20 protein-coding genes and 1 tRNA gene are annotated in these 26,312 nt (G+C 68.3%); 12 read left to right on the top strand and 9 right to left on the bottom strand.

The genetic code is table 11. From position 1 onward, the window contains the following. Together JE024_RS22935 and JE024_RS22930 are read left to right on the top strand one after the other, a co-directional pair. Entirely contained in the window at positions 1-2,787 is a 2,787-nt protein-coding gene (locus tag JE024_RS22935; protein ID WP_205375385.1) for an FtsX-like permease family protein, read from the top strand. Further along, positions 2,784-3,737, top strand: a complete 954-nt coding sequence (locus JE024_RS22930; protein ID WP_205375384.1) for an ABC transporter ATP-binding protein — start codon at positions 2,784-2,786, stop codon at positions 3,735-3,737. Before JE024_RS22935 ends, JE024_RS22930 begins: the two co-directional genes overlap by 4 nt. Before the next feature lie 393 nt (positions 3,738-4,130). Here JE024_RS22930 and JE024_RS22925 read toward each other — a convergent pair whose 3' ends face one another. From JE024_RS22925 to JE024_RS22895, 7 genes are all read right to left on the bottom strand, one after another. Further along, positions 4,131-4,790, bottom strand: coding sequence for a DUF8010 domain-containing protein (locus JE024_RS22925; RefSeq protein ID WP_205376684.1), 660 nt, complete (start codon positions 4,788-4,790; stop codon positions 4,131-4,133). Between the two features lie 8 nt (positions 4,791-4,798). Continuing rightward, entirely contained in the window at positions 4,799-5,281 is a 483-nt protein-coding gene (locus JE024_RS22920) for an acyl-CoA thioesterase (RefSeq protein ID WP_205375383.1), read from the bottom strand. A gap of 4 nt (positions 5,282-5,285) precedes the next feature. Continuing rightward, the gene (ettA, locus tag JE024_RS22915) at positions 5,286-6,950 is read right to left on the bottom strand and encodes an energy-dependent translational throttle protein EttA (protein ID WP_205375382.1); all 1,665 of its coding nucleotides are present in this window, start codon (positions 6,948-6,950) and stop codon (positions 5,286-5,288) included. Between the two features lie 167 nt (positions 6,951-7,117). After that, on the bottom strand, positions 7,118-8,578 hold the full coding sequence (locus JE024_RS22910) for a Cys-Gln thioester bond-forming surface protein (RefSeq protein ID WP_372449829.1): 1,461 nt from the start codon (positions 8,576-8,578) through the stop codon (positions 7,118-7,120). Positions 8,579-8,831: 253 nt separating this feature from the next. Further along, positions 8,832-9,284: a single-stranded DNA-binding protein gene (locus JE024_RS22905; protein WP_205375380.1), complete on the bottom strand. Its 453-nt coding sequence runs from the start codon at positions 9,282-9,284 to the stop codon at positions 8,832-8,834. 279 nt (positions 9,285-9,563) lie between these two features. Beyond that, the gene (locus JE024_RS22900) at positions 9,564-11,378 is read right to left on the bottom strand and encodes a YfjP family GTPase (RefSeq protein WP_205375379.1); all 1,815 of its coding nucleotides are present in this window, start codon (positions 11,376-11,378) and stop codon (positions 9,564-9,566) included. Between the two features lie 7 nt (positions 11,379-11,385). Then, a complete protein-coding gene (locus JE024_RS22895; protein ID WP_205376683.1) occupies positions 11,386-13,011 on the bottom strand; it encodes a dynamin family protein in 1,626 nt (541 codons plus the stop codon). Positions 13,012-13,501: 490 nt separating this feature from the next. On the opposite strand from JE024_RS22895, the gene JE024_RS22890 reads away from it, so the two are divergent. From JE024_RS22890 to JE024_RS22845, 10 genes are all read left to right on the top strand, one after another. Continuing rightward, complete coding sequence (locus tag JE024_RS22890; protein WP_205375378.1) at positions 13,502-14,536, top strand: tyrosine-type recombinase/integrase; 1,035 nt, start codon at positions 13,502-13,504, stop codon at positions 14,534-14,536. A gap of 965 nt (positions 14,537-15,501) precedes the next feature. Continuing rightward, positions 15,502-16,170, top strand: a complete 669-nt coding sequence (locus JE024_RS22885; protein ID WP_205375377.1) for a hypothetical protein — start codon at positions 15,502-15,504, stop codon at positions 16,168-16,170. Positions 16,171-16,217: 47 nt separating this feature from the next. Next, positions 16,218-16,382 carry a type II toxin-antitoxin system Phd/YefM family antitoxin gene (locus JE024_RS42325; protein WP_205375376.1) on the top strand — a complete coding sequence of 55 codons (165 nt, stop codon included), beginning with the start codon at positions 16,218-16,220 and terminating at the stop codon, positions 16,380-16,382. 253 nt (positions 16,383-16,635) lie between these two features. Continuing rightward, complete coding sequence (locus JE024_RS22875; RefSeq protein WP_205375375.1) at positions 16,636-16,905, top strand: hypothetical protein; 270 nt, start codon at positions 16,636-16,638, stop codon at positions 16,903-16,905. 380 nt (positions 16,906-17,285) lie between these two features. Next, positions 17,286-17,903, top strand: a complete 618-nt coding sequence (locus tag JE024_RS22870) for a hypothetical protein (RefSeq protein WP_205375374.1) — start codon at positions 17,286-17,288, stop codon at positions 17,901-17,903. Between the two features lie 988 nt (positions 17,904-18,891). Next, complete coding sequence (locus tag JE024_RS22865; RefSeq protein ID WP_205375373.1) at positions 18,892-19,359, top strand: hypothetical protein; 468 nt, start codon at positions 18,892-18,894, stop codon at positions 19,357-19,359. A 255-nt stretch (positions 19,360-19,614) separates the two neighbouring features. Then, complete coding sequence (locus JE024_RS22860; RefSeq protein ID WP_205375372.1) at positions 19,615-20,334, top strand: RNA polymerase sigma factor sigma-70 region 4 domain-containing protein; 720 nt, start codon at positions 19,615-19,617, stop codon at positions 20,332-20,334. A 331-nt stretch (positions 20,335-20,665) separates the two neighbouring features. Further along, the gene (locus JE024_RS22855; RefSeq protein WP_205375371.1) at positions 20,666-21,394 is read left to right on the top strand and encodes a helix-turn-helix domain-containing protein; all 729 of its coding nucleotides are present in this window, start codon (positions 20,666-20,668) and stop codon (positions 21,392-21,394) included. Between the two features lie 743 nt (positions 21,395-22,137). Next, positions 22,138-22,210 (top strand) — tRNA-Arg (locus tag JE024_RS22850). Between the two features lie 277 nt (positions 22,211-22,487). After that, entirely contained in the window at positions 22,488-23,654 is a 1,167-nt protein-coding gene (locus JE024_RS22845; protein ID WP_205375370.1) for a tyrosinase family protein, read from the top strand. A 62-nt stretch (positions 23,655-23,716) separates the two neighbouring features. On the opposite strand, the gene JE024_RS22840 is transcribed toward JE024_RS22845, so the two are convergent. Beyond that, on the bottom strand, positions 23,717-24,190 hold the full coding sequence (locus JE024_RS22840) for an anthrone oxygenase family protein (protein ID WP_205375369.1): 474 nt from the start codon (positions 24,188-24,190) through the stop codon (positions 23,717-23,719). A gap of 246 nt (positions 24,191-24,436) precedes the next feature. Next, positions 24,437-26,128 carry a vWA domain-containing protein gene (locus JE024_RS22835; RefSeq protein ID WP_205375368.1) on the bottom strand — a complete coding sequence of 564 codons (1,692 nt, stop codon included), beginning with the start codon at positions 26,126-26,128 and terminating at the stop codon, positions 24,437-24,439. Between the last annotated feature and the right edge of the window lie 184 nt (positions 26,129-26,312).

Below are 26,312 nucleotides of genomic sequence, written 5' to 3'. Positions count from 1 at the left end.
ATGACCAGGCAACCCGCATCCCGCCCCGGGGCCGGCTCCCGGCGCCCGCGGCCCGTCGCGCCCTGGGTGCGGACCCGGCTGCGCACCGCGCCCGGCACGGCCGCCGCCTTCGGCGTGCTCGTGCTGCTGACCGCCTTCCTGGCCGCCGCGTTCCCGCGCGCCGTGGACGCCTACGAGAACCGCGGCCTGCGCCACACGGTCACCGACGCCCCCACCACCCGCAGCGTGCTGGAGGTGACCACGCCCGGCCCCGGTCTCACCGGGTCAGAGGAGGCGCGCGAGGCGAGCCTGCGGTCCGGGGCGCTGGCCGAGGCGTACGAGAAGGTGCTGGACGCCCTGGGCGGCCCGCTGCGCGCCGTGCCCGGCGAGTCGTCGTACGGCGTGCAGACCGGCGTGCCGCTGCCCGCCCTGGACACCTGGCTGCCCCGCCCCGACGCGGTGCCGCCGCACATGACGCTGGTGGCCCAGAACGGGCTGGCCGAGCACTCCGCCGTCACCGACGGGCGGCTGCCCCGGGCCGGCGGCGACGTCACCTCCCGCACCACGGAGGTCGAGGCGGCCGTCACCACGCGGACGGCGAAGACCCTCGGCATCGAGACGGGCTCCGTGATCCACGTCGGCGGGGCGAACGGGCCCGCGCTCACGGTGCGGGTCACCGGCATCGTCGAGCCGCGCTCGCCGCAGGGGAGCTACTGGTCGTTCAACGAGGTGCTGGGCGCCCCCGGCCTGGGCGCCACCCCAGGGTCCCCGCCCAGCGTCTACTGGCGGGCCGCCCTGCTGCTCGCCCCGGACGCGGCCCCCGCGCTGCTCGGCACCCTCGGCGCACCGCAGCCCTACTGGCGCGTCGCGCCGGAGACCGCCCGTCTCACCGCCCAGGACGTGCCGGAGCTGACCGAGCGGCTCGCGGCCCTGGAGGACGGGCCGGGCCTGATCCGGCTGAAGGACACGATCGACGAGAACGCGGACGTCACCACCGACCTGGACGGCGTCCTCGGCGACTTCGAGGCGATGCGGTCGGCGATCTCCCCCGTCGTCGCGGTCGCGGCGTTCGGGATCGGCTCGGTCGCCGTCGTCGTGGTCGCCATGGCGGGCGGACTCTTCGCCGCGCGCCGGCGCGCCGAGCTGGCGCTGCTGCGCTCGCGCGGCGGATCGCTGGCGGGCATCGGCGGACGGCTGCTCGCGGAGACCGCCGTCGTGGCGGTGCCCGCCGCCGCGCTCGGTCTGGCGCTCGCGGTGCTCGCCGTCGACGACGCCCGGACCGGGTACGCGGTGGCGGCCGCGGCGGCGGTGGCCGCCGTGGCGTGCGCGGCGCTGCCGGTGCGGGCCGTCGTGGGGCACCGGGTGCCCCTCGCGCACGGCGGCCGGGACGACCTGACGCTGGCCCGGCCGGGCCGCCGCCGGACCGTCGCCGAACTGACCCTGCTGGTCCTCGCCGTGGGCGCGGTGACCGCGCTGCGCCGCCGCGGCACCTCCGACGCCGGCGACCACCTCACCAGCGCCGCCCCGGTGCTGGTGGCCCTGATCGCCGCACTGGTCCTGGTCCGGCTCTACCCGCTGCCGCTGCGCTGGGCCGCCCGGCCGGCGGCGCGGCTGCGCGGCGCGGTCGGCTACCTCTCGCTCGCCAGGGCGGGCCGCTCCTCGGCCGTCGGGGCGCTGCCGCTGCTGGCCCTGCTGCTGGCACTGGCCACGGCCGGCTTCGGCGGCTCGGTGCTGGCCGGGGTGGACGACGCGCGGGCCCGGGCGGCACTCCTCGCGACCGGCGCCGACGCCCGGGTGTCCGGCGAGGGCGACTCCGTCGCCCTGCCCCCCGGCGCGGAGCGCGCCGTCCGCGCCGTGCCCGGTGTGCGTTCGGTGACGGCGGTGCAGATCGAGCACGCGCTGACGCTGCCCGCCGCCGGCCGCCAGGCCGACGCGCCCGCCGTGTCCCTGGTCGCGGCCGACCCCGACGCGTACGCCTCGCTGGCGCGCGGGCTCGATCTCGGCGAGTTCCCCGCCGCCGCGCTCCGGCCGGGCGCGGACCCTCAGGTGCTGCGCGCCGTGGCCTCCCCCGGCGTCGCCGCCTGGCTGGGCAGCGGGCGGCACCGGATCGACGCGGTCGCGGGCACCTTCACCGTGGAGATCGCCGCGGTACGGGAGCGGACGCCCGCCGTCGCGTCGAAGGAGTTCCTCGTCGTGGACGGCTCCCGGCTCGAAAGCCGCGCCCCCTCGGCGCTGCTGGTGACCGGCGGGCAGGTGGACGGCGAGGCCCTGCGGGCCGCCGCCCGGGAACTCGGCGGGGACCTCACCGTACGGCTGCGCGCCGAGGCCCGGGCGGGCTTCACCGACTCCCCGCTGCAGGCCGGCGCGGAGCGCATCTACACGGCGGCGATCGGGGCCGGGGCGGGCTACGCCGTGCTGGCGCTGATGCTGTCGCTGCTGCAGTCGGCCCCGGAGCGCACCACGCTGCTGGCCCGGCTGCGGACCATGGGCCTGACCACCCGGCAGGGCAGGACCCTGCTGGGCCTGGAGGCGCTGCCGCCGGCGCTGCTCGCCGCGGCGGGCGGCGCGCTCGTCGGCTGGGCCACCATCGGGCTGCTGGCGCCGGGCGTGGACCTGGTGCGGCTCGCACTGGCGGCGGCCCCGGGCGTGGCGCCCGTGGACGACGTGTCGCTGCGGGCCGACGCGTGGTCGCTGGCGCTGCCGGCGACGGCCGTGGTGCTGCTGGCCGCAGCCGTCGCCGGGGTGCAGGCCTGGTGGGCGGGGCGGCGCGGATCCGTCAAGGAACTCAGGGCAGGAGACATGCGATGACCGACACCACGCTGGAGGAGCTGGAGCGGCGGGTCGCGGCCCGCCGCGACCGGCCCTCCTACGGACACGACGCCCTGATCACGTGCGACCGGCTGGTCCGCGTGTTCTCCACGGACGGGGTGGAGGTGCAGGCCCTCCAGGGGCTGGACCTCCTCGTCAAGGAGGGCGAGCTGATGGCGCTGGTCGGCGCGTCCGGCAGCGGCAAGTCCACCCTGATGAACATCCTCGCCGGGCTCGACGTCCCCACCGCGGGCGCCGCCCGGGTGGCCGGCAGCGACCTGCTGGCGATGGACGCCAAGGCACGGCTGCGCTACCGCCGCGAGGTCGTCGGCTTCGTCTGGCAGCAGACGGCGCGCAACCTGCTGCCGTACCTCACCGCCGAGCAGAACGTCGCCCTGCCCATGCAGCTCCGCGGCCGGGGCGGCGGACGCGGCCGGCGCAAGGCGGAACGCGCCCGTGAACTGCTGGGGATGCTCGGCGCCGCCGACTACGCGGACCGCAGGCCGGAGCAGCTCTCCGGCGGGCAGCAGCAGCGGGTGGCGATCGCGGTCGCGCTGGCGAACTCCCCGTCGGTGCTGCTCGCGGACGAGCCCACGGGCGAGCTGGACTCGGCGACCGGCGAGCAGGTCTTCGCCGCGTTCCGGCGGGCGAACGAGGAGCTGGGGACGACGATCGTGATCGTCACCCACGACCAGGCGGTCGCCGACGAGGTCCGCCGCACGGTCGCCATCCGCGACGGCCGCACCTCCTCCGAGGTCCTGCGCCGCACCCAGGTGGACGCGGCGACCGGCCAGGAGTCCGTGGTGGCCCGCGAGTACGCGATGCTCGACCGCGCCGGCCGCCTCCAGCTCCCCGCCGACTACACGGCGTCCCTCGGGATGCGGGACCGGGTGGCCCTGGAACTGGAACCCGACCACATCGGGGTCTGGCCCGACGACCACGGAGTCTGAGGCGGGGGCCGCGGGGGGGCGCTCGGACGGGAGGGCCTCCCGAGGCGGGCGCTCCCGCCACGGACTCGGGCCCCCGGGCCGGGGCGCCCCGCTCCCGCGACGCCTTCGGGGGGCGGCGCCCCCGCACCCTCGCGCCTCGATCTCCCCCCTACGGCCTTGCGGCCGTGGGAGGTACTCCCATGCGGGTCCGGCTGTGTCAGCCCCGCCGGCGATGGGGGCGACCGCGCGCAGCGTGGTGCGGGGTCGGCGCGAGGCAGACGGACTCAGCCCGTCCGGCGTGTGAGGACACCGCGCGCAGCGTGGTGCGGACCCCGCTCGGGGCGGACGGACTCAGCACGGGGGGACCCCGGGAACCGGCCGCGGCCGTAGGGAGGCGAGGCGCCGCGCCGAGCGTCAGCGCGGGGTCACGGACAAGCCCGCGAAGCCGCTCCGGCGCACCGCCACCGAGCCGTACGGTGTCCGCAGGCGCAGCCACGCGCCGGAGGAGAACAGGGCGACCGGGGCGCCGGGGCGCAGGAAGCCCAGGGACTGGGCGGCGTGGACGGCGCGCAGGGGCAGACCTGTGGCGCCCACCTCGCGGGACCAGATCTCCCGGCCGATGCGGTCCCGCTCCGCGCGGGTGCGCTGCTCGGCCGGCAGTGCCTCGTCACGGGCGCGGAACTCGGCGACGGCCGCCGCCACCGCGCCGCGCATGTCGTGGCCGCCGGGCAGGCCCGGCACCTCGGCCCAGCCGCCGCGCGGCGGGAGCACCCCGGCCCAGGGCGGGCCGGTGACCGCGCCGGGGACGGCGAACTCGGCGCCGCGCACCGACTCCAGGAGTTCACCCGCGGACACGGTGACGTCCAGCTCCACCGGCTCCGCCAGGCGGGCCGTGCGGATCGCGAGCACCTCGAACGACGGCGGCCGGCCGAAGACGGCGACCGCTCCCCCGCCCTGTCCGACGAGCCGGACGGCGGCCGCCCGGTCGTAGTGGATCAGCCGGGCGAGGAAGGCGGCGAGGTCGTCCGCCTCCCTCGCGTCGGCGAGACGCAGGCTCTGCACGGGTACGGGCATGGGCGCGGTCATGCGACGAGGGCGTCCTCCGGGCTGTCCTCCGCCGCGGCCCCGGCGGCGGCACGGTCGCCCGTGCCGTCGTCCAGGTACCGCTGGAGGAAGGACTTCTCCTCCGCGGAGATACGGCGCGGACGCTGCTCCTGGAGGTTGAACGGCACCACGACCGTGGCGGCCCGCACATACACCGTGGCCGGGTCGTCGGCCTCCTTCACCTCGTAGGCGATGGTCAGCGAGGCCGCGGAGATCTTGGTGACCCAGGACTCGATGACCACCGGCTCGTGCCGGTGGACCAGCGGCCGCACGTAGTCGATCTCGTGCCGGGCGACGACCGATCCGCCGGAGAAGGACGGCGACCCGTCCCCCGGCGCCAGCCGGAACATGAAGTCGATCCGCGCCTCTTCCAGGTACCGCAGGAAGACGACGTTGTTGACGTGCCCGAAGGCGTCCATGTCCGACCAGCGGAGGGGACAGCGGTAGATGTGGCGGGCCATGCGCTCAGCCCCGGGTGAGCTTCTTGTAGGTGGCACGGTGCGGACGGGCCGCGTCCGGGCCGAGACGCTCGATCTTGTTCTTCTCGTAGGACTCGAAGTTGCCCTCGAACCAGAACCACTTCGACTCGCCCTCGTACGCCAGGATGTGCGTGGCGACCCGGTCGAGGAACCAGCGGTCGTGGGAGACGACCACCGCCGCGCCGGGGAAGTCGAGGAGCGCGTTCTCCAGGGAGGAGAGCGTCTCGACGTCGAGGTCGTTGGTCGGCTCGTCGAGGAGCAGCAGGTTGCCGCCCTGCTTGAGGGTGAGCGCCAGGTTGAGGCGGTTGCGCTCACCGCCGGACAGGATGCCGGCGGGCTTCTGCTGGTCCGGGCCCTTGAAGCCGAAGGCGCTGACGTAGGCGCGGGACGGCATCTCGACCTGGCCGACGTTGATGTAGTCGAGCTCGTCGGAGACGACCGCCCACAGCGTCTTCTTCGGGTCGATGTTGGCGCGGCTCTGGTCGACGTAGGAGATCTTGACGGTCTCGCCGACCTTGATCTGGCCCGAGTCCGGCTTCTCCAGGCCCTGGATCATCTTGAACAGGGTCGTCTTGCCGGCGCCGTTGGGGCCGATCACACCGACGATGCCGTTGCGGGGCAGGGTGAAGGAGAGGTCGTCGATGAGGACCTTCTCGCCGAACGCCTTGGAGAGGTTGGTGACCTCGACGACGACGGAGCCCAGCCGCGGGCCCGGCGGGATCTGGATCTCCTCGAAGTCCAGCTTCCGCATCTTGTCGGCCTCGGCCGCCATCTCCTCGTAACGCGCGAGACGGGCCTTGGACTTGGCCTGCCGCCCCTTCGCGTTGGAGCGGACCCACTCCAGCTCTTCCTTGAGCCGCTTGGCGCGCTTGGCGTCCTTCTGGCCCTCGACCTTCAGACGGGTCTGCTTGGTCTCCAGGTACGTGGAGTAGTTGCCCTCGTAGCCGATGGCGCGGCCGCGGTCGAGCTCCAGGATCCAGCCCGCGACGTTGTCGAGGAAGTACCGGTCGTGGGTGATCGCGACGACGGTGCCGGCGTACTTGGCGAGGTGCGCCTCCAGCCACTGGACGGACTCGGCGTCCAGGTGGTTGGTGGGCTCGTCGAGGAGCAGCAGGTCGGGGGCCTCCAGCAGCAGCTTGCAGAGGGCCACGCGGCGCTTCTCACCACCGGAGAGGTTGGTGACGGGCCAGTCCCCGGGCGGGCAGCCGAGGGCGTCCATGGCCTGCTCCAGCTGGGCGTCGAGGTCCCACGCGTTGGCGTGGTCCAGGTCCTCCTGGAGCTTGCCCATCTCCTCCATCAGCTCGTCCGTGTAGTTCGTGGCCATCTCCTCGGCGATGGCGTTGAACCGGTCGAGCTTGCCCTTGACCTCGGAGACGCCGAGCTGGACGTTCTCCAGGACGGTCTTGCTCTCGTCGAGCGGCGGCTCCTGCAGCAGGATGCCGACGGTGTACCCGGGCGACAGGAAGGCGTCGCCGTTGGACGGCTGCTCCAGACCGGCCATGATCTTGAGCACGGTGGACTTACCGGCACCGTTCGGGCCGACCACACCGATCTTCGCGCCGGGCAGGAAGCTCAGCGTCACGTCATCGAGGATGACCTTGTCGCCGTGCGCCTTGCGCGTCTTGCGCATCGTGTAGATGTACTCAGCCAAGAGAAACCGTCCGGCAGGCAGTGGGTGGGCAGATACACCCATCTTGCCGTACGCCGCGCCATGGACGAAAACCGCGGTGCGCCGGGCGCTCACCGGCGCCCGGCCGGGCATGCCGCGGGCCCGGCACGCGCTGCGTGCCGGGCCCGGGACGTGGGGTGAGCGAGCCGTTACTGACCGGCGGTCGCCCGCTTCTTGCGCAGGACGAACATCGCGGCACCGCCCGCGACGACCAGGACGACCGCGATACCGGCGATCATCGGGGTCGCGCTGGAGCCACCGGTGGCCGCGAGGTCGCCCTCGCCGCCCGTGGTGCCCTCGGAGGAGCCGCCGGCCGTGGCCGGGGAGGGCTCGGAGGACGGGGTCTCCTCGTCCGGGTTCTCCGGGGTCTCGGGCGCCGGGGTGCCCTGGGTCTCGCAGTCGAGAACACCCTGGAAGCGCTCGGAGAAGCCGTTCGGGCCGGTGATGGTGAAGTCGTAGGCCTGGTCCTCGGCGACCGGCACGGTCACCGTCTTGGACTCACCCGGCGCGACGGTGTGCTTGATGCCCGCGAGCTCGAAGGTGAACGGGGAGTCGCCCTCGTTGCCGGCGGTCACGTCGACGCCGCCCTTGGCGCAGTTCTTCTCGGCCGTGACCGAGGGGATGGCGCCCTTGGTGGCCCAGGTCGCCGTCGCGTTGGCGGTCACCGTGGTCTTGCTGGAGCCGGCCAGGATCTGCGTCTGGGACTTGCTGGCGCTGGCGAACGCGCGGCCCACCGGCACCGAGGTGGTGGCCTCGACCGTCAGCGAACCGGAGCCGTCGGCCGCGCCCTCGGGCACGTCGAAGTACAGCTCGGTGCCGTTGGCGGCGGAGGTGACGGGCTTGCCGTCCTTGTCGGTGATCTTCACGCCGGAGACGGCGGCGTCGGCGGGGCCGGCGACCGAGACCTCGGAGGCGTTGGTCTGCACCGTGACGGGGCCGAGCTTGCTGCCCGCCTTGCCGGAGACCGCGCTGGGCTCCAGGGTCAGCGAGGTCTTCGGCTCCTGGAGGCTCTGCGCGCTCTCCTGGAGGTAGTCGGCGAGCTTCTCGGCCTGCTTGTTCTTGGCCTCGACCTCGGCGCCGTCCGAGAAGCGCCAGATGGCGACCTGGGTGCCGGCGGCGGCGGTCTTCTTGGAGAGCTTGCCCTTGATGCCGGCCTTGTCCGCGAGCGCGGCGAGGTCGTTCACCTGCGGGTAGGAGTTCTGGAGGATCCAGAGGATCTTGCCCGCGTCCTGGTTGGCGCCGAGGGAGGTCTGACCCCAGGGCGTCTCCAGGTACTTGGCCTTGTCCTGGGTCGGGTTGTGGATGTCGATGCAGTACGTCTGCAGGACGCCACCACCGTCGACGGTCATCTCGAAGAGACCGGCCGAGATCTCCTTCTTCTTGGTCTTGTTGCCGTCCTTGTACGTCAGGATGGCGTCGTCCCAGGTCTTCAGACCGTCGAGCGTGGCGACGGCACCCCCCGGGTTCTGGCCGGGCTCGTCGGCGGCGGCGGAGCCGGCGCCCGCGACGGAGCCCATCGCCAGCAGGCCGGTGGCGACGGCCGCGGCGGCTATCCGCCTGCGTGCATTGCGCCGCCCGGTCGTGGCGGTAGCAGAGAACAGAGCAAACACAGAATTCCCCTCCGGGCGAGACGTTCGCATGGACGCGCGGATGCGCACACGTGTGATGCGTGGTGGGAGAGTCTCGCCAGCACTCTCAAGTGCTCGATGAGCACGCCGGAATCCTATGGACGGGGAGATGCCGCGTCCCCCTTCATACCGTCACACAACCATTCCGAATCGGAATCGTTATCACCGGGGACGGTAACCGGCCCCCACCACGCCTTTCTTCGTCACCGCATCGACAAATCGTCACGACTTTGCGTTACATCGCGGCTGCGGGCTGCTTGCGCCCACCCCCCGGATCCCCCTGTTCCGCCCCGTCGGCGCTCTCCTGACGGGCGCTCACCTGCGCTTCCGGCCGCGGCGCCCGGCGGAACGCCGCGGTGCCGCGGGTCAGGTCGTGGCCGGCGGCCAGCGCGTCGATGTCGACGTACGTCCGGCGGCGGCCGTCCCCGTCCTCCTCCCGGACTTTCAGCCTGCCGTGCACCACGAGGGGTTCGCCGACGGAAACGGACGCGGCCAGATTGGCCGCGAGCGACCGCCAGGCGAAGACCGTGTAGAAACTGGTCGGCCCGTCCGTCCAGTTACCGCTCGTACGGTCCCAGCGCCGTGACTGGACGGCGAATCGGAATCGCGCCATCCCGCCCGCGGCCGTATCCCGGTACTCCACATTCGTGGCCACATTCCCCACCACGGTGACCAGGGTGTCGTTCATGACGTGCGCCTCCCCGTCCTGCTCCCCGACCGGCGAGAACACGCCGGTCCCGGCCCGCGTGCCGCCACTGCGGAGGCCCGTCGGTGATCCGGATTCCATGCTGGCCGGGGTGCGGGGATCCCGCCGAGAGCTGTGGACGAAGGCCGCGTTGTGGACAACTCCGTCACCCTCTCCGGGGGCACCCCCGGAGAGGGCCGTCCCCGAAGGCGGCGGGCGCGCAGCGGACGGCGGCGGGCAGAAGGCCGCGCAGCGGGCGGCGGGCGGCGGGCGGCGGGCGGCTCAGCCGATCCGGGCGCGGGTCCTGGCCCGGGTGCCGCCGGCGCCGGTGCCCGCCGGGCCGGAGACGGTCGCGTACCGCTCCCGCACCTCCCGGTAGCGCATGAGTTCCGCGGCGACCGGGTCCAGCACCTTCGCCCTGCCGCAGCCGGCCGCCGCCTCGTGCAGACGCCGTCTGACGTCCTGTCCGTAGCGCCGCGCGGGACCCCTGGCGGCCGCCGCGCACGCCCACTCCACCAGCGGCCCGCCCACGATCCCGGCGAGCATCACCAGCACCGGCGGCACGATGCCCGGTTCCAGCACCCCGATGATCTGGCCCACCAGCCAGAGCGCCCCGTAGATCTGAAGCAGGGTCATCGCCGCCTGGGCGAGGACGGCCGCGGGCCACCAGCGGGGGCGCTGGGGGCGCTCGCCGACGGCGGCCGCCTCCCGGGCGGCCAGTTCGTCGAGCGCCTGGGGCAGCCCCTGGGCACCGCGCTGCGCCGCCTCCCGGACGGCCTGCGCCCAGGGCACGGGCAGTCCGCTCGCGGCCTCGTCGGCGACGGTCCGCACGGCCTGCTCGACGCGCTGGCGCGCGGTGAGTTCGTCCTCGGCGGGCGGCGGCGGCTGGAGGGACGCGGCACCGGGCATCCGGGTGCGTTCGTACCAGCGCCACAGCCGCAGCCACGGCGTCCCGCAGGCCCGCCCGGCGTTTCTGCGCCATTCGCGCTCCGCCGCCTCCCCCGCGGCGGTGGCCCCGACGGCGTCCGCCAGCCGGGCCGAGAAGTCCTCGCGGGCGCGTTCGTGCAGCCCCGTCCGGCCGTCGGCCACGTACACCGGGCGCAGGGCGGCGGCGGCCGCGTCGACGTCGGCGGAGAGCCTGCGCGCCGCAGCGGTGCGCTCCTGGACGAACGCGCCCACCATCTCGCGCAGTTCCCCGACGCCCTCGCCGGTGAGGGCGGAGAGGGAGAGGACCGTCGCGCCGGGTTCGCCGTGCTCCCCGACCGCCATGCCGTCGTCGTCGAGCAGCCGGCGGAGGTCGTCGAGGACCTGGTCGGCGGCGTCCCCGGGCAGCCGGTCGATCTGGTTCAGCACCACGAAGGTGACCTCGGCGTGCCCGGCGAGCGGTCGCAGGTAGCGCTCGTGGAGGGCGGCGTCGGCGTACTTCTCCGGGTCCACGACCCAGATGACGGCGTCGACCAGCGCGAGCACCCGGTCGACCTGTTCGCGGTGGCGGACCACGGCCGAGTCGTGGTCGGGCAGGTCGATGAGGACCAGCCCCTGCAACTGCTCGTCGCCGTCCCCGCCGGCCAGCGGCCGGCGGCGCAGCCGTCCCGGCACGGCGAGCCGGTCCAGCAGCCCGGCCGCGCCCTCGGACCAGGTGCAGGCGATGGGCGCCGAGGTGGTGGGCCTGCGCAGACCGGTCTCGGCGATGCGGACCCCGGCGAGCGCGTTGAAGAGCGTCGACTTGCCGCTGCCGGTCGCCCCGGCGATGGCCACCACCGTGTGGCGGGAGGAGAGCCGGCGCCGGGCGGCGGCCTCGTCGAGTACCCGGCCGGCCTCCGCGAGCGTGCGGCCGTCGAGCCGGGCCTGCGAGAGCCCGAGCAGGTCGCGCAGCGCGTCGAGCCGGTGCTTGAGGGGCCCGCCGTAGGCGTCGGCGCCGGGTTCGTCGCCCGTCGTGGAGTCCGGGCCGTCGTGGTCGTCGTGGCCGTCGGCGGAGCCGCCGTCCTCCGCTTCCGGTTCGCCGTCCGGGGAGGTCCTGCGCTCGGCGCGGCGGGCGATGAGTCCGTCGTCCCAGCGGTCGCCGGTCTCGTTCGCGTCGTCGGTGATGGCGGTCACCCCGCGCTCACCTCTCCTTCTGCAGTAGGGACAGCGCGGCGATCAGCTCGGCCTGCGGCTCGGGGGTCACCTCGAGCGCGTCGAGGGGGGCGAGCCTGCGGTCCCGTTCGCTGTGCAGCACGTCGTCGATGGTGGTGGTCACGAGTTCGCCGCCCTTGTCGCGCAGACGCAGCGCGCCCTGGGCGCCGATGCGTTCGGCGAGGCGTTCGCCCGCGCCGCGGGCGCGCCGGCCGCCGAGCAGGGCGGTGGCGAGGAGGGCGGCGACGGTCTCGGCGTCGGGTGCCGCGTTGCGTTCCATGCCGCGCACCTCCTCCTCGGCGAGCTCCTCCAGGACCCGCCGCCAGCGCCGGACGGCGATGCCGATCCGCTCGCCGCTCTCCAGGTCGGCTCCGCCGTCCGATCCGAAGGCGCCCGCTGCCGGTTCGCGCCGCCAGGCGTTCTCCACCTGCTCGTCGGCGGCGGCGACGGCGCACTGCAGCAGGGCGGACATGCTGGCGACGAGGGCGTCGAGGAGTTCGGCCGCCGAGCTGTCACGGGGGTAGCCGCGCCAGCGGGTGCGGGCGTCACCGGCCAGCACGGCGCCGGCCCGCAGCCTTCCGCGGACCCGTTCGCGCTGTGCGGCGTACGCCTCCTCGACGGCCCCGGTGAGCCGTACGGCGGCCGCGTACTGCGCGGCCACCGCGCTCGCCAGTTCCGGCATCCGGGAGCCGAGCGAGTCGAGGACGCCGCCCGCCGTGCGTCCCAGCGCCTGCTGGCGCGCCGCGGGGTCCTGCGCCCGGTGGGCGAGCCAGGACAGCAGCGGGGCGACCGCGGTGGTCGGCAGCAGACCGTTTCCGCCGCCCGCGGACTCGGGCAGTTCGGGCACGGTGAAGCGGGGCACATGGCCGAGGCCGGCCTTGGTGAGCAGGGCCGCGTACTGCCGCGACACCTCGTCGACGACCTGGTGGGGCACCCGGTCGAGGACGCTGACGAGGGTGGCGTCGTACTCCTTGGCCGTGCGCAACAGGTGCCACGGCACCGCGTCGGCGTAGCGCGAGGCGGTGGTGACCATCACCCACACGTCGGCGGCGCAGATCAGCTCGGCGGCGAGCCGGCGGTTCTCCACGACCAACGAGTCGATGTCGGGGGCGTCGAGGAGCGCGAGGCCGCGCGGCAGGGTGGAGGCGGTCTCGATCCGCAGCGACTTCTCGTCCGTCCCGCCGCCCGGCCGCCGGGATCCCTTGCGCCCGAGGATCTCGTCCTCGGCGTCGGCCTCGTCCTGCGGGGGCATCCAGACCCGGGTGAGGTGGGGCAGGACGCGCATCCCCGCGAACCAGTGGTGGTCGTCGGGATGGCAGACCAGCACGGGTGTGCGCGTGGTGGGCCGGAGCACGCCGGCCTCGCTGACGCGCCTGCCCACAAGGGAGTTGACGAGCGTGGACTTACCGGCTCCGGTGGAGCCGCCGATGACCGCGAGCAGCGGTGCGTCGGGGTCCTTCAGGCGCGGCACGAGGTAGTCGTCGAGCTGTGCGAGGAGTTCTGTGCGCGTCTGCCGGGCGCGGGAGGCGCCCCTGAGCGGAAGCGGCAGACGCACGGCGGCGACACGGTCGCGCAGGGCGGAGAGTGCGTCGATCAGCTGAGGCCGTGCATCCAAGGTCACCACATGCGAAGAATGCCCAATTTTGGAGCCGTTTTGAAGCGTATGAGCATCTCTGCGCGCCGATCGGACAGACGGGACAGAAGGGGCGAGTGGGACCGAGGCATAACGAGTGCACAACACCCGCCGCGCGAGGCGTCAAAAGCGATGCACGAATCCCGCCTGCCTGCGATTATCGGTTCGCTTCACCGAACCTCCACATCGTGCCACGCAGGTGAAGCAGCCGGGCCGAGGGCAAGGGAGCCCTATCCTTGTGCCCGGCAAGGCCGCGGGACCTCCGAAGAGGGACCCCAGGCCGCATCCGGCCCCCGTAGCTCAGTGGATAGAGCAGGCGCCTTCTAAGCGCTTGGCCTAGCGGACAGCTAGAAACCCTCCCTGACCTGCGAGAACATGCCTCAGTGCGTGTGACTCACCTATCCAGACGTGTTAGGTGAGGTGCCTAGCCAACAGCACCTTGCCTAGCGCTCTCAGACCAGGGAGTCAGGCAGTGGCAGCCAGGAAGCCTCAGGAGAACCGCAGTCCTCTCCGTGCCAGCAAGAGCACCAGGACCCTCCGAGCAATCCCCTCAGACGGCGCAGAGACAGGGCAGCGGACTGCTGCCCTTCAGGACTACGCAACCCACCTCAGGGCCAGCAACAACAAGCATGGTCGGCCCTACCAGGAGAAGACAGTCACGGCTTACGTCAAGGCTGTGAAGGCGCTGGACAAGTGGATGGCCGGACAGGGAATGACTGACGACTTCTCCTCTGTGGGCACCGACACCCTCAACCTGTTCTTTCGGGCCTACTACCAGCAGCACGAGCAGGGAGGAACCAACACCCTTCAGCGGAACCTCCGCACCTTCTTCAGCTACCTGGAGGAGGAGTACGACACAGTCAATCCGTACCGGGACAAGAGGCTTCAGCGCTATGCACCCCCGACCGGAGTAAAGCCCAAGACCCTGTCGTCAGACTTCATCTCCGACCTTCTTAAGGAGACCGGGGGAGGAAACCCCCGGGTCCGTGAGTTCGAGAAGGTGAGGGACCACGCCATCATCAGAGTCCTCACTGAAGGATTGAGGGCAGAGGAACTTCTCTCCCTCCGTCTCGACTCTCTGAACCTCGAACAGGGATTGGCTCAGGTAGTTCCCCTGAAGGATGCACGAGCCGCCGGAGAGGGAAGGATCATCCCCCTTCAGCCCAAGACAGTCGTAGCCATCACCCGGTACATCAGGGCCAGGGAAGCCCACAGGATGAGCGGAGAGCCCTGGCTCTGGCTTGGCACCAGGAACAGGGCCAGGCTCACCTACTCCGGTCTCTATCGGATGCTCAAGCGCCGGGCCTCTGACTGTGGCTATGACTCCGTCTCCCCTCACCAGTTCCGGCACACGTTCACCGATGACCTCCTCTCTGCCGGTGTGTCAGGTGAGGACGTCATGCAGATCGCCGGATGGAAAGACCCTGCCATGCTCCGGAGGTACGCAGCAGACATGGCCACTACCAGGGCTCTGAAGGCAGTGAAGGGAATGGGAGACAGGTACTAGCAGCACCAGCCCAGACAGGGGCCCCGGCACTGGGTGTGCCGTGGGCCCTTTGTCATGACTTACACCCTCTGCCTCATCCTTAAGAATGACTCCCCTCTCACTCTTGAGTATGACAACCACGGGCACGAGAGCACCTGTCATCAGACCTAAGGATGAACTTCCCTCCGGGGGCACCAAAACGGGGGGTCAAAAGATGACAAGCTGGACAGGCTGTGTAATGATCGAATTACACCCAGCATGCCCAGAAACAGTCTGCAAGCTTGAGTCCAGTCATCATCACCCCCTGATGGTGGCCGGTCTGAGGTAGGCAGCCTGCCTCATGTTGGTTGGTTCATTGGTGTCCGTTCAGCACCTTCTCACTGAGGAAGCCCTGACCCTCCGGTCGGGGCTTCTTCTATTTCACGATGGGTGCTACAACACTCGGTCCACCACTACACCAGCCGACGCCCCTTTTTTCATGTCAGTTGCTACAACACCAAGAAGGAGAGCAGCACCAATGAAGCGCCACTACGTACCAACCAACAACGGTTACCGCTGCGTCCTATGCCGTGAGGAGTTCCCCACCAGGAAGCTACTCGGCAAGCACTACACCATTGGAGGCAAGTGCAAGCATCCCGTTCTCATGGGCCTGACTCTTGACCTCAGCGTGAATGAGCACCACTGGGTCAAGGCGGTCTAACCATGTTCAGGGTCGTACTGAAGAACTACCGAGTCAGGTACGAATGCATCCTCTGCTGGTCCGACTTCTCTTACCGGCATGAGGTAGAGCACCACAGGAGGTGGAACTGTAAGGGCCGTGGGGGACGACCACGGCTCTGACCCACCAGGAACACCAACACTGACTGACAGGCTCTGAGACAGGCTCTCAGGGCTTTCTCTATGTCAGGCAGGGAGTAACACCAGGGAGCAAGGGCGGGGGCACGTTGAGTGCCCCTCTCCTTCTCTTGCGTTAAGCGAGAACACCAATGAACACCGACAACGGACACCTAGTAGGAGGACTATCCTGCGGAGCCATTGAGGACAGGAAGCCATGCGGAGGAGAACTGTACGAGGGGAACCTCTTCGGTCCTTCCACTGTCCGCATCCCTCTCTGTGAGAGGCACGCTGCCAATCTCTACAGTTGGAGCACAGAAACTTACCGGGCTTCTCCTATTGGACGGATGGAGGAGCAGGGCCTTATTTCCGGCCACCTCCCCGGTTACACCTACATCGTTCAGCTACCCAATGGGCGAATCAAGATCGGCACCTCAGTAGCAGGCCGGATCAATAGGAGGTGGAGGGAGATCACCCGACAGTACTTCGACAAGGGATACAGGGAGCCACTCAAGCCACTAGCCATCATTCAGGGAGGAGCAAGCAAGGAAGCAGCACTGCACTACCGATTCAGGGAGTCCAGGATCAGGGATGAGTTCGGAGAGCAGTTCAACCCAACCACTGATCTGATCCTCTTCGCTGAGACTGAGGGAATCCCTGAAGAACAAAAGAGCGAGGTGCCGACCTACGAGGAATGGTGGGCCGGGTACCTATGGAAGAACCGGGCAACGCAGGGAAGCAGGATTGAGGAGAAGCTGGGGGAGGTGACAGACCCTTGGGACTTTGACTTCCCCGCCTTTCCTGTCGTGAGCCCGGCGTAACGTATAGGGGAGACCACAGCATTTCCCCCCACGACCAAGGAAGACAGATGAAGGTAACCACCACTAACGCACGAACCATCCTGCCCGACCTCGTTAAGCGAGCGGAACAGGGAGAGACCATCGAGTTCACCACGTACGGGAGCACTAAGGCAGTACTCATCAGCAGTGAGCGTTACGAGCGTCTATCCAGGAACATGCACAAGAGCAACTAAGAGGCGGGGCACGTCGAGTGCCCCTCTCCGTAAGCCAAGGGGCCTGACCATCCGGTTGGGCCCCTTACTCATGCACGGATTGAGGAGCAATGACAGACGAACAGTGTGAAGTGACGGACTGCACCAAGAGACAGCATCTCTTCGGTTACTGCTGGACTCACTACCAAATGACGCGCAATGGAGTCTGGCCACAGAAGTCCACGAACGCAGGCATTGTCAGCCGGCCAAGTAGGCCAATTTGAATGGAGAGGGAATGAACGAGTACAACGACTGCATCTTTGACGGATGCGCAAAGCCACAGAGAAGGAGGGGTTATTGCCACGGTCATGCATCACAGCTTCAGCGCGGAGAGGAACTTAAAGCACTGAGGTCTTACACCACTAAGGCACCTCTCTACTGCTCCGTTAAGGATTGCCTGAGGGGCCACCACAGTAACGGCTATTGCGAGCAGCACAGCTACCAGCTCAGGAATGGGCAGGAACTGAGGCCGATAAAGAAGTACTCGAAGGGGATCAGGAGTTGAGTAAGCACGTTGAGGTTCTCACCCACCTACGTAGGGCCACCGACTATCCGGCCAGGGTGGTGAAGGGGGTGGAGACTCAGGTAAGCCGAGATGGCGAGTACTCCATTCCATTCGAAGGAGTGGGCAAGGGATTTGTGTCCAAGGAGATTGGGGCACTGCTAGTCCTGTTCTCCTCCAATCCTTACGAGCTAGCGAACCTAGTCGAGACCATCATTGATGGAGACGAGAGTGGCAAGGTTCGGGAGTATCTAGCAGACCTTCTCGACTAATCCAGTAGCACACCTCAGAGGGGCTCTGCCTTCCAGCGGAGCCCCTTTGTTGTACCCATACGGCTTGCACTGGGAGTGCAGCCGAACCAACCAAGCAACGGAGAAGAAGACATGAGCAAGACGTTCAGCTATGAGGACCTTTACGACGGAGACCTCAGCCGGTTTGCCAATCAGTTCAAGGCAGGAGGTTGGGCAGGAACGGACAAGGCAAAGAAGGAATGGCCCAAGGGAATCCCCGGACAGGCATCCATCATCACCACCGTCATGGCTGGCTCTCCACTGAAGGAGAAGGGAACAGGGTTCCTCGCCCGATACTCGGGTGAGATCAAGGAACGTGTACGACTGCTGAGTAAGCGAGGACAGCCTCTCGCCTCAGAGAACATGCCTCCAGCCGGACAGGCGTATCTCTGGTATCAGGATGTCATTCAGTGCGTTCCCCTTTCCGGGATGCTGGTAGCCAAGCAGCTAGCCAGGCTGGCGGGGGAAGACTCTCTAGTCACCATCCCTTGGCGCTCCCTTGCCGATGCAGTCGGCAGGAAGAACAGGGTGGGGAATCTTCGGTCTTACACGGAGCGGGGAGTGAAGACTCTCGTTGACTCTGGCTGGCTAACCGTCACGACCGTGGGGAGTAAGCGGGGAGCTAGGACCACGTTCTATCTCCAGCCTGGCAGGTTCACCGATCCTGGCTGGTCCGGGGAGGATGAGTACCTCGAAGATGAAGGCTTCTGACTTATGGCCCTAAGTAAGAGGTGTCTCGGTGTCGCCCCGTGGTCACGTGCCCGTCCCTGACTTATGGCCCTAAGTAAGAGGTGTCTCGGGGGTCAGGTGGTTCCGACTTATGGCCCTAAGTAAGAGACACCCAAGCCTGACCAAGATCCTCCAGGGCTGTGCGACTTATGGCCCTAAGTAAGAGGTATCCAGGGTGGGTCAGGTCTGGTCGTCAGGTCTGACTTATGGCCCTAAGTAAGAAGCATCCATGGTCGACCATTTAAGCGGGTGACTTATGGCCCTAAGTAGGAGAAACCTCAATTGTCCTGAGTGATGGACGGAGGCCCCTAGGCCGGAAGTCCATCGGGGCTAAGTCTTGGCACCTCAAACGCCGGGCGGCTCAACTGCACGCTTCGCTGCGCTCGCTTCATTGGAGGAGAAGACAGACACTCTTCCTCCGGTCTCATTCATCTGTCAGGCCCAGAAGCCTGGCTCCGGCCTAAGGGCCTACACCAGTCTTACTCACTGGAGAGTGAATGAGGCACTTCTCTTCTCCAGTCTCAATCCAATTTATGGCCCTAAGCATCAGATTCCACCTAGAGCCTGGTTCCGGGCTAGGGCCCTGCACCAGTCTTACCGGAGGAGAAGACACGGTTACTCTCCCTCCGATTGAGCGAAGCGAAGGCCCCTAGGCCGAGAGCGTAGCGATGTCTTTTAGCCGCACGGCGCTTGAGTTGCTAGAGGTCTTACCCAGAAGCCTGGCCACCGTAAGGCTGGCCAGTCCTTCCCATCCGTTAGTCCTCGTTAGTCCTTACCTCTCCAGTCGTGGTCTCGCTGACACTCGAACCACGAACCAGTGAGTGAATCCAGGACTCCCCATGGATATATGCAATACCCTCCAGCCGGCTGAGAAGTACTGGATTTATGTTCCTTGCCCCTCCGGCCTCATACACACATCAGCAGGACCCGTTAAACAACCCGGGGTCCACACCGAAAGGAAGCATCACCCATGAATGTACGCACCTGCCCTTGGAGGATGGATGACGGTTCCATCTGCTCTGCCCCATCCAGGGATTCTTCTCAGAGGATCGGGCTTTGTCGTCTCCACTCCTCTGCCCAGTACATGACTCAGCTAGTGGCACAAGGAGACCTACTCATTCAGATGGGAGTCACTAACCACTCCCCCGGTTACACCTATGTAGCCGTGACTTCCGGAGGGAACTACCGGATCGGATATGCAGGCACCTATGAACTGCTACTACCCAAGCTGAGGAAGTCATTCAGGGATGGGGAGCTAGCCAGGATTGAGTACCTGCTAGACGGAGGGAAGTCACGGTTCCTTATCCTCTCCGCTCAGCTCTCCGATTACCGAGTGGATGGACTCATCTCCACCTATCTGCCTGAGACGGAACTGTCCGACCTTATCCAGTCCGAGAAGTTCAGTGACCTGCCTGAGTTCATGACCGGTACTGGGTGAGTGATCTGAACACCCGACAACACCTCCCCTTTTGCTGGCTCCCATTTTCAGCCGGCTGAGGGCTATCACCAATACGCCTCCGTTACTGACGTACCGGCGTCACTCATCATGCCGTAACCGTTGGCCGAGCGTTGCTAACCAACGGCGTAACCGTAACCGTAACCGTAACCAAAGCGCCGTTACTAACGAACGGCGTTACTAACGGTCTGACGTCACTAACGCAAGTGACACCGTAACCAACCATTGGAGCAAGACATGAACACCGACGTAACCAGCGAGCTGCGTTCCATCCGTAACACCCGCAAGACAGTGAATGCAGCAGTGTGGGTCATCACCGGAGGAGCAATCCTCTTCAGCCTCATGACGGGAGCACCGCTAGTCTCCGAGCACAGCGAATGGCAGTGGACGGGTTGGGTACTACCGGCCCTGGTCGATGCTGCCCTTGTCCTATCCCTATCCGCAGATGCTGTCCTATCCAAGCACGGACTAAAGGGAGGTAGGTGGCCTACTGCCTTCCGGTGGGTCACCGGCCTGGCTTCTCTGTTCCTCAACACCTGGGGAAGCTATGCAGTAGACGACTGGGTGGGAGTTGGTATCCACTCCATCGCTCCGGTAATTCTGATCTGCACCAGCGAAGTGGCACCGATCTACCGCCGTAAGTTCAGGGACCTCGAACTAACGCTTACGCAGGAAGTGACGGTAACGGTAGTAACGCAGGCACTAACGCCCAAGGGGAGTAACGGTAACGCTGTAACGCCTAACGCAAGTAACGCTGACAGTAACGGTAACGGTAACGGCGTCACTAACGGAGGGAAGAGGAGTAACGCTAACGCCGAGAAGAACAAGGCAGCCATCCGTAAGGCGTTCCTCGCTGGACTCAATCCAACGGAAGCAGCGAAGGAGATCGGCGTCAGCCGTAGCTACGTGAGCCAGCGATACGCAGAGATTCGACAGGAACTAGAGAAGGCGGCATGAGAAAAGGGCCGGAGTCAACCGGCCCTCTTTCTTACTCTCTCACTTCGCACCGATGACAGAGGCACGGAGGGAACTGTGAAGTCATCAGGGGTTCGCCTGCTTTCACCTCCCGAGTAGGTACGACCACTGTTCTCTTACCCGTCGCCTGGTTCACGCGATACACACCGAGCCTGAAGGGGGTTGTCCTCTGCTCCGTCATGCGGGACAGGTTGGCCACCCCTACAGGTCGTATCGGGCCAAGACTCAAGACAGTTGGGACGTCTAGGGCTACAGTCTGAGAACGTCCTAGATGTCCACGGGAGGAACCTTGAACTCTGCCCTACGATCAGCTATGGAGTCCGCCGGTCTGTCACCCAGGAGACTGGCGTTAAAGGTGGGGGTTTCCGGCAAGACGGTTGAGAGATGGGTTAGTGATGCTGACCTGATTCCCCATCCGAGGAACCGCGAGGACACTTGCAGGGCATTGGGAGTGGACGAGGAAATGATCTGGCCTAAGGCAGTCAAGGAACGGATTAAGACCGGAGGAGATAGGGAGATCCTCCACAGCTACCCCTATCGCTCCGCGTGCCCCTCAAGCGTTTGGGCAGACTTGACCAGTGAGGCCGCTGAGGATTTGTTCTTCGCTGGCTACACCAATTACTTCCTGTGGACTCAGGTTCCGGACTTCGCCGGAATCCTCCGGCGGAAAGTCCAGCAAGGGTGTCGGGTTAGGTTCCTTCTCGGGAATCCGGACGGAGAGGTGACCCGACTGCGTGAGGAGATTGAGGGAGTAACCCTCACGGTATCCACTCGCATTCGCATGACCCTCGAAGGGCTGGAGAGGCTCGGAGATCAGGAAGGATTGGAGACAAGGTTCTCTGCCGCCGAAGACGCAATGAATCACGTCTCCCTGTCCGTGTTCCGCTTCGACTCGGAAGCCCTGGTCACACCGCACCTAGCAAGGCTGGTCGGGCACGACTCTCCTCTACTCCACCTCCGTTCCATGGGTCCAGGTGGAATGTTTGCCCGATTCCATGAGCACTCAGAGGAGCTGTGGAGCAGGGGTGTTTCTGTAGCGTGACACAAATGGGTGACTGGAGCGAAGAAACATCACTCAGACATCACTTATTCGATGTTCCTGCACTCATGTTCATGCCTTCTTAGTTACTGGACAGTAACCCTCGCCGTCTCGCACACCACTTCATTCGGTGGACAGTGGTCAACACTGGAGAGCGCAGAGTCTACGGTTATGCATTTATGTTAGATTTTTAAGGGGACTCACACACCCACTCCCACAGCCGTTTAATAACCCCCGGGTCGGTTTCCCCTGGTCTGGGTGAATTTGCCCTGGCCCTGCCGTGACTGCCCTCCCGACCACTCCAATTCACCAGGACTGAGATTCGGGGCTGGAATGAGAGAGAGTCGGGAGTTCTCTCTCATTGATATGAAGAGGGCCCGACTCACACCCACATAGGCAGGCATGGGAAAGGGAGTCATCCCCCACCCATTCACCGGAGGGGAAGCACTCAGCCCCCACCCCTGCTCTACCCTCCGTCCCTCCGTGCTGGCCCATCGAGGGAGCGGTGACACCAGGACACCAGGGACCAGGGGAAGGGCCGTCAGGGAGCCACACAGAGGGTCAGGGCAGGGGGCACGGCGGTGCCCCTGCACTCCTGGTCGTGCGGGAGGATACGTCCAGGCGAAGCGAGGCACCTTCCCTAGCAGTTCCTACGCAAGGTGCTTACAACATCTTCATCACAAGCCGCTGTTGTGGTTGACCAGGACATCCCCGCAGGTAGAGTCCTTGTCCGGTCACACCATCCGGCCCCCGTAGCTCAGTGGATAGAGCAGGCGCCTTCTAAGCGCTTGGCCGCAGGTTCGAGTCCTGCCGGGGGCGCACCGCGCGCACCACCGTGAGGCCCTCCGACCCGGAGGGCCTTTTCGCTGGTCAGGGGCACCCTAGCGGGTCACGCGTAGCGGGCGTGTAAGCGCCGGGCCGCCCCCTGGCGGCGGGGAGGACGGTCCGGCGCCGCCGGCAGCCGCCGGACCCGGGCGGCGGCCTCCGGGCGATGTCACCCGAATGGCCTAATCAGGTTGGCGACGGGCCTGCTGCGATCCGACGTTGATGGAGGGGGTTCACCCATCCGGCCCAGCATCCGATCGAGGCGCGCGCCATGTCCCAGCTTGTCCGCAGGAATCAGGCCCTGCTGTCCGAGGAAGAGAAGAAGCAGCTCGTCACAGCCATCTGGCAGGTGAAGTCCCGAGGCTCCTACGACGACTTCGTCAAGATGCACGTGAACGGTGCGGCCTTCTACCACCACGCCCCCGCCTTCCTGCCCTGGCACCGGGAGTTCGTCCGGCTCCTGGAGGTGGCACTGCCGACCCCGCCCGGCACACCGACGCTCACCGTTCCGTACTGGGACTGGACGGGCACCGACGACCCCTGGGCCGACTACTTCATGGGCGGCAACGGGAGAGCGGGCGACGACCGGGTGATGACCGGCCCGTTCGCCATCAGCGGCGGATGGAACTGCATCGACCCCTCCGACCCGACGATGCCTTCGTACCTGCGGCGGCAGTTCGGCGCCCATGGCGGACACCTGCCGACCGGACCCGACGTGACCGCATGCCTCGCGCTGACGCCGTACGACAGCGAGCCGTGGGAGGAAGGCACGACACCCACCTTCCGCAAATCCCTGGAAGGCATGACGGCACCGGACATCCACAACAGGGTCCACACGTGGATCGGCGGCAACATGGACCGCGCCAGTTCGCCCAACGACCCCGTCTTCTGGCTGCACCACTGCAACATCGACCGGCTCTGGGCCCAGTGGCAGCACGAACACCCGAAACTGACCTACCAGCCGCAGAGCGGCGGCCCGACGGGGCAGAACGCCGGCGACCTGATGCCCCCGTGGTCGAGCGTGCGGGTGAACGCGGTGCTCAACCATCGTGACCTGGGCTACGTCTACGACACCGAGAACCCCACGGCCCAGGGCGACGGCATGCGCCCCGGGGACACCCTGCGCGGCGGCGACTCGATCGGCTCCGGGGACGGCCGGTACCGGCTCGTCTACGAGACCGACGGGAACCTGGTCCTGTACCGGGACGGCGAACGCACTCCGCGGTGGTCGTCCGGGACGCAGCGCAGGTCGCCCGGCATGTGCGTCATGCAGATGGACGGCGACCTCACCATCGACGACGCCGACGGGCAGCGGGTGTGGAGCCTGGGCACCGACGGGCGCGGCAACCGTCTCCGGCTGACGGACGAGGGAACGCTGGAGGTCAGCGGCCTGTCCGGGGAGATCGCCTGGCGGTCCGCCCATGAGGTGATGGCCTGAACCCGAGCGGCCGGACGATGCCCCCGCCGCTTCACCGCGGCGGGGCGTCGTCCTGACGCGCCTCAGTCCACGGCCGCGGCGACGAGCAGCGCGAAGGCGGCGGTGACGAGCAGGGTGCGGACGAGGTGGAGCCGGTTCCACCTCGCCTCGAAGGCCGCCCGCACCTCGCCGTCCGGGACCGGCGGGGCGGCGCTCTCCGAGGCGGCCAGGGCGTTGTTGAGCGGGATGTTGCCGGCGACGGTGACCAGGTGGTTGAGGACCGAGCAGACGAGCGCGGCGACGATCAGCCACCGGTCGGTCGTGGTGCGCCCCTCCGTCGGCACGAGCAGCGCGGCGACGGGGAACGCCACGATCGCGGCGAAGACGAGCAGGAACACCCCCCGGGGGACGGTCTCGTTGACGCGGCGCATCGCCGGGACGAACCCGTCGTCGGGGAGCCGTCCGAGCCCCGGCATGACGCCCGTCAGGAAGATCAGCATGAAACCGGCGTACAGGCCGGTGGACACGACGGCGAGGGCGATCAGCAGGGTCGGCATGCCCGCCATCATGACGGGCCGGGGGTCGCCGCGCAGCGGGATTCCGGGGCGCTGGGCAGGCGCGGGGCGTGGACCCCGGGACCGGGCCCGGGTGGTGGGCGCCGCCCCACCACCCGGGCGCCCGGCGGTGGGGCCGTCGGGCTGTGCCCGGGCCACCGGTCGGTGGTCGGGGCACAGCCCGCGGCCGTGTCCTCGATCGCCGGACGGGCTGGAAGGCCCGCCCGGGTCGGGACCCGCGGGGCGCGGTCAGTCCAAGGTGCGGCGGGCCGCCTGGGCGATGGCGTCGGCCAGGCCGGTCACCGCGTCGTCCTCGGTGGACTCGGCGAGGGAGCGGGCGCGGCGCTCCAGGGCGGCGAGGCCCGGGTCGCCGGGCAGGCCGCCGCCGCGCAGCGACTCGGCGAAGTACGCGGCGACCGCGGTGATCTGGAGGCGGCTCGGCGCCTCGCCCCAGAGCGGGCCGTCGACGGCACCGGTCTCCACCGAACCGCTCGCCTCGTGCGGTGCCCTGGTCTTCGGGTCGAGCCAGCGGACGGTCGCGGTCGCCACATGCCCGCGGGCTCCCTCCCGCAGGCGCACGGCGTACAGCGCGGTCACCGTGTGGCCGGGGCCGACCTCGCCGCCGTCGACCGCGTCGTTCCGGAAGTCGTCGTCGGCGACGGCCCGGTTCTCGTAGCCGATGAGCCGGAACTGCCGCACGGTCGCCGGGTCGAACGCCACCTGCGCCTTGGCGTCGCGGGCCCGCAGTTCGACATGGGCGGGGAGCTGGTCGACGAACACCTCGCGGGCGTCCTCGGTGGTGGAGACGTAGGTGGTGTGGCCGTCGCCCTTGTCGGCGAGACGTTCCATCAGTTCGTCGCCGTAGTCGCTGCCGACCCCGACGCCGAAGAGGGTGATGCCGTGCTCGCGGCGGGCGTCGTCGATGCGCTCCAGGATGGCGTCGGCCTCCGTCGCCCCGGTGTTGGCGAGGGCGTCGGAGAGCAGGACGACCCGGTTGGTCGCCCCCTTGCGGCGGCCCTCGACGGCCGCGTCGTACCCGGTCGTGACACCGGCCTCGACGTTGGTGGAGGCGCCGGGTTCCAGGTCGTCGACGATGTCGTGGATCCTGTCGCGGTTGCCGTCCAGGCGGGTCATCGGCAGGCGGGTCTCCGCCTCGCCGCTGAAGGTGACGACGGCGATGGAGTCGTCGTCGCGCAGTTGGTCGGTGAGGGTGGAGAGCGAGGTCTTGACCAGGTCGAGCCGCCCCGGCTCCGCCATGGAGCCCGAGGTGTCGATGACGAAGGTGAGGGCGGCGGGCGGACGCTTCCCGGTGTCCTCGGCGGCCGCGGTCGCGAGGCCGACCCGCACCAGGGACCAGTCCCCCGCGTCCGTCTCCCCCCTGTCGGACGAGCCGCCGGACGACCCCTCGGACGAGGCCGTGATCTCGCCCTCCTGCGCCCCTCCGGCCACCGCCCCGGGGCGCGCGCCGTCGACGGTGACGGAGAAGCCGTCGCCGTCAGGGCGGCGGTAGTCCTGGCGGAAGCTGTTGACGAACTCCTCGGGCCGCACCTGCCGCGGCTCGGGTGTGCCGCCCTCCCTCAGCAGCCGCCGGGTGTAGTGGTATGACGCCGTGTCGACGTCCAGCGCGAACGTCGACAGGTAGTCGGGCGCGGGCTTCCGCGTCTTCTCGCCCGGCTCCTCGTCACCGGACGCGTCGTCACGCCGCGCGCCGTCACGGTCCTCGTATCCCTGGCCCCCGTCCGGGGCGACCGGGGCGGGCGCGCCGTCGTGGCTCCTGCCGCCCTCCGACCGGTCGGCGGCGCTCCTGTCGGAGCCCGCTCCGCACGCGGCGGCCGTCAGGGCGAGCCCCGACGCCAGCAGTACGGCCGTCACACCGCGGACCGCCCGCCGGGCGGTCCGTCCTTTCCCGGTACGGGCGTTCGTGTCCGAACGGAGCCTCATCGCGGTTCCCCCTCGCTGTCGCGTCACTTGTGAATGTGACGTGCGAGGGGGCCGGAAGGAGCAGACGAAGGGGTTGCGGATACGTCTCGATGCGGCAACACGGCAGGGCTTTCGCCCCGGTTCGGGGCGTTCGCACCTGCCGCGTCGCCTGATGTCCGTGCCGTGGCGCCGGAGGTCCGTGCCC

The sequence above is a fragment of the Streptomyces zhihengii genome (assembly GCF_016919245.1).
GTDB lineage: Bacteria > Actinomycetota > Actinomycetes > Streptomycetales > Streptomycetaceae > Streptomyces > Streptomyces zhihengii.
The sequence above is the reverse complement of the archived record's forward strand: the minus strand, read 5'-3'. Positions and strand labels throughout refer to the sequence as shown.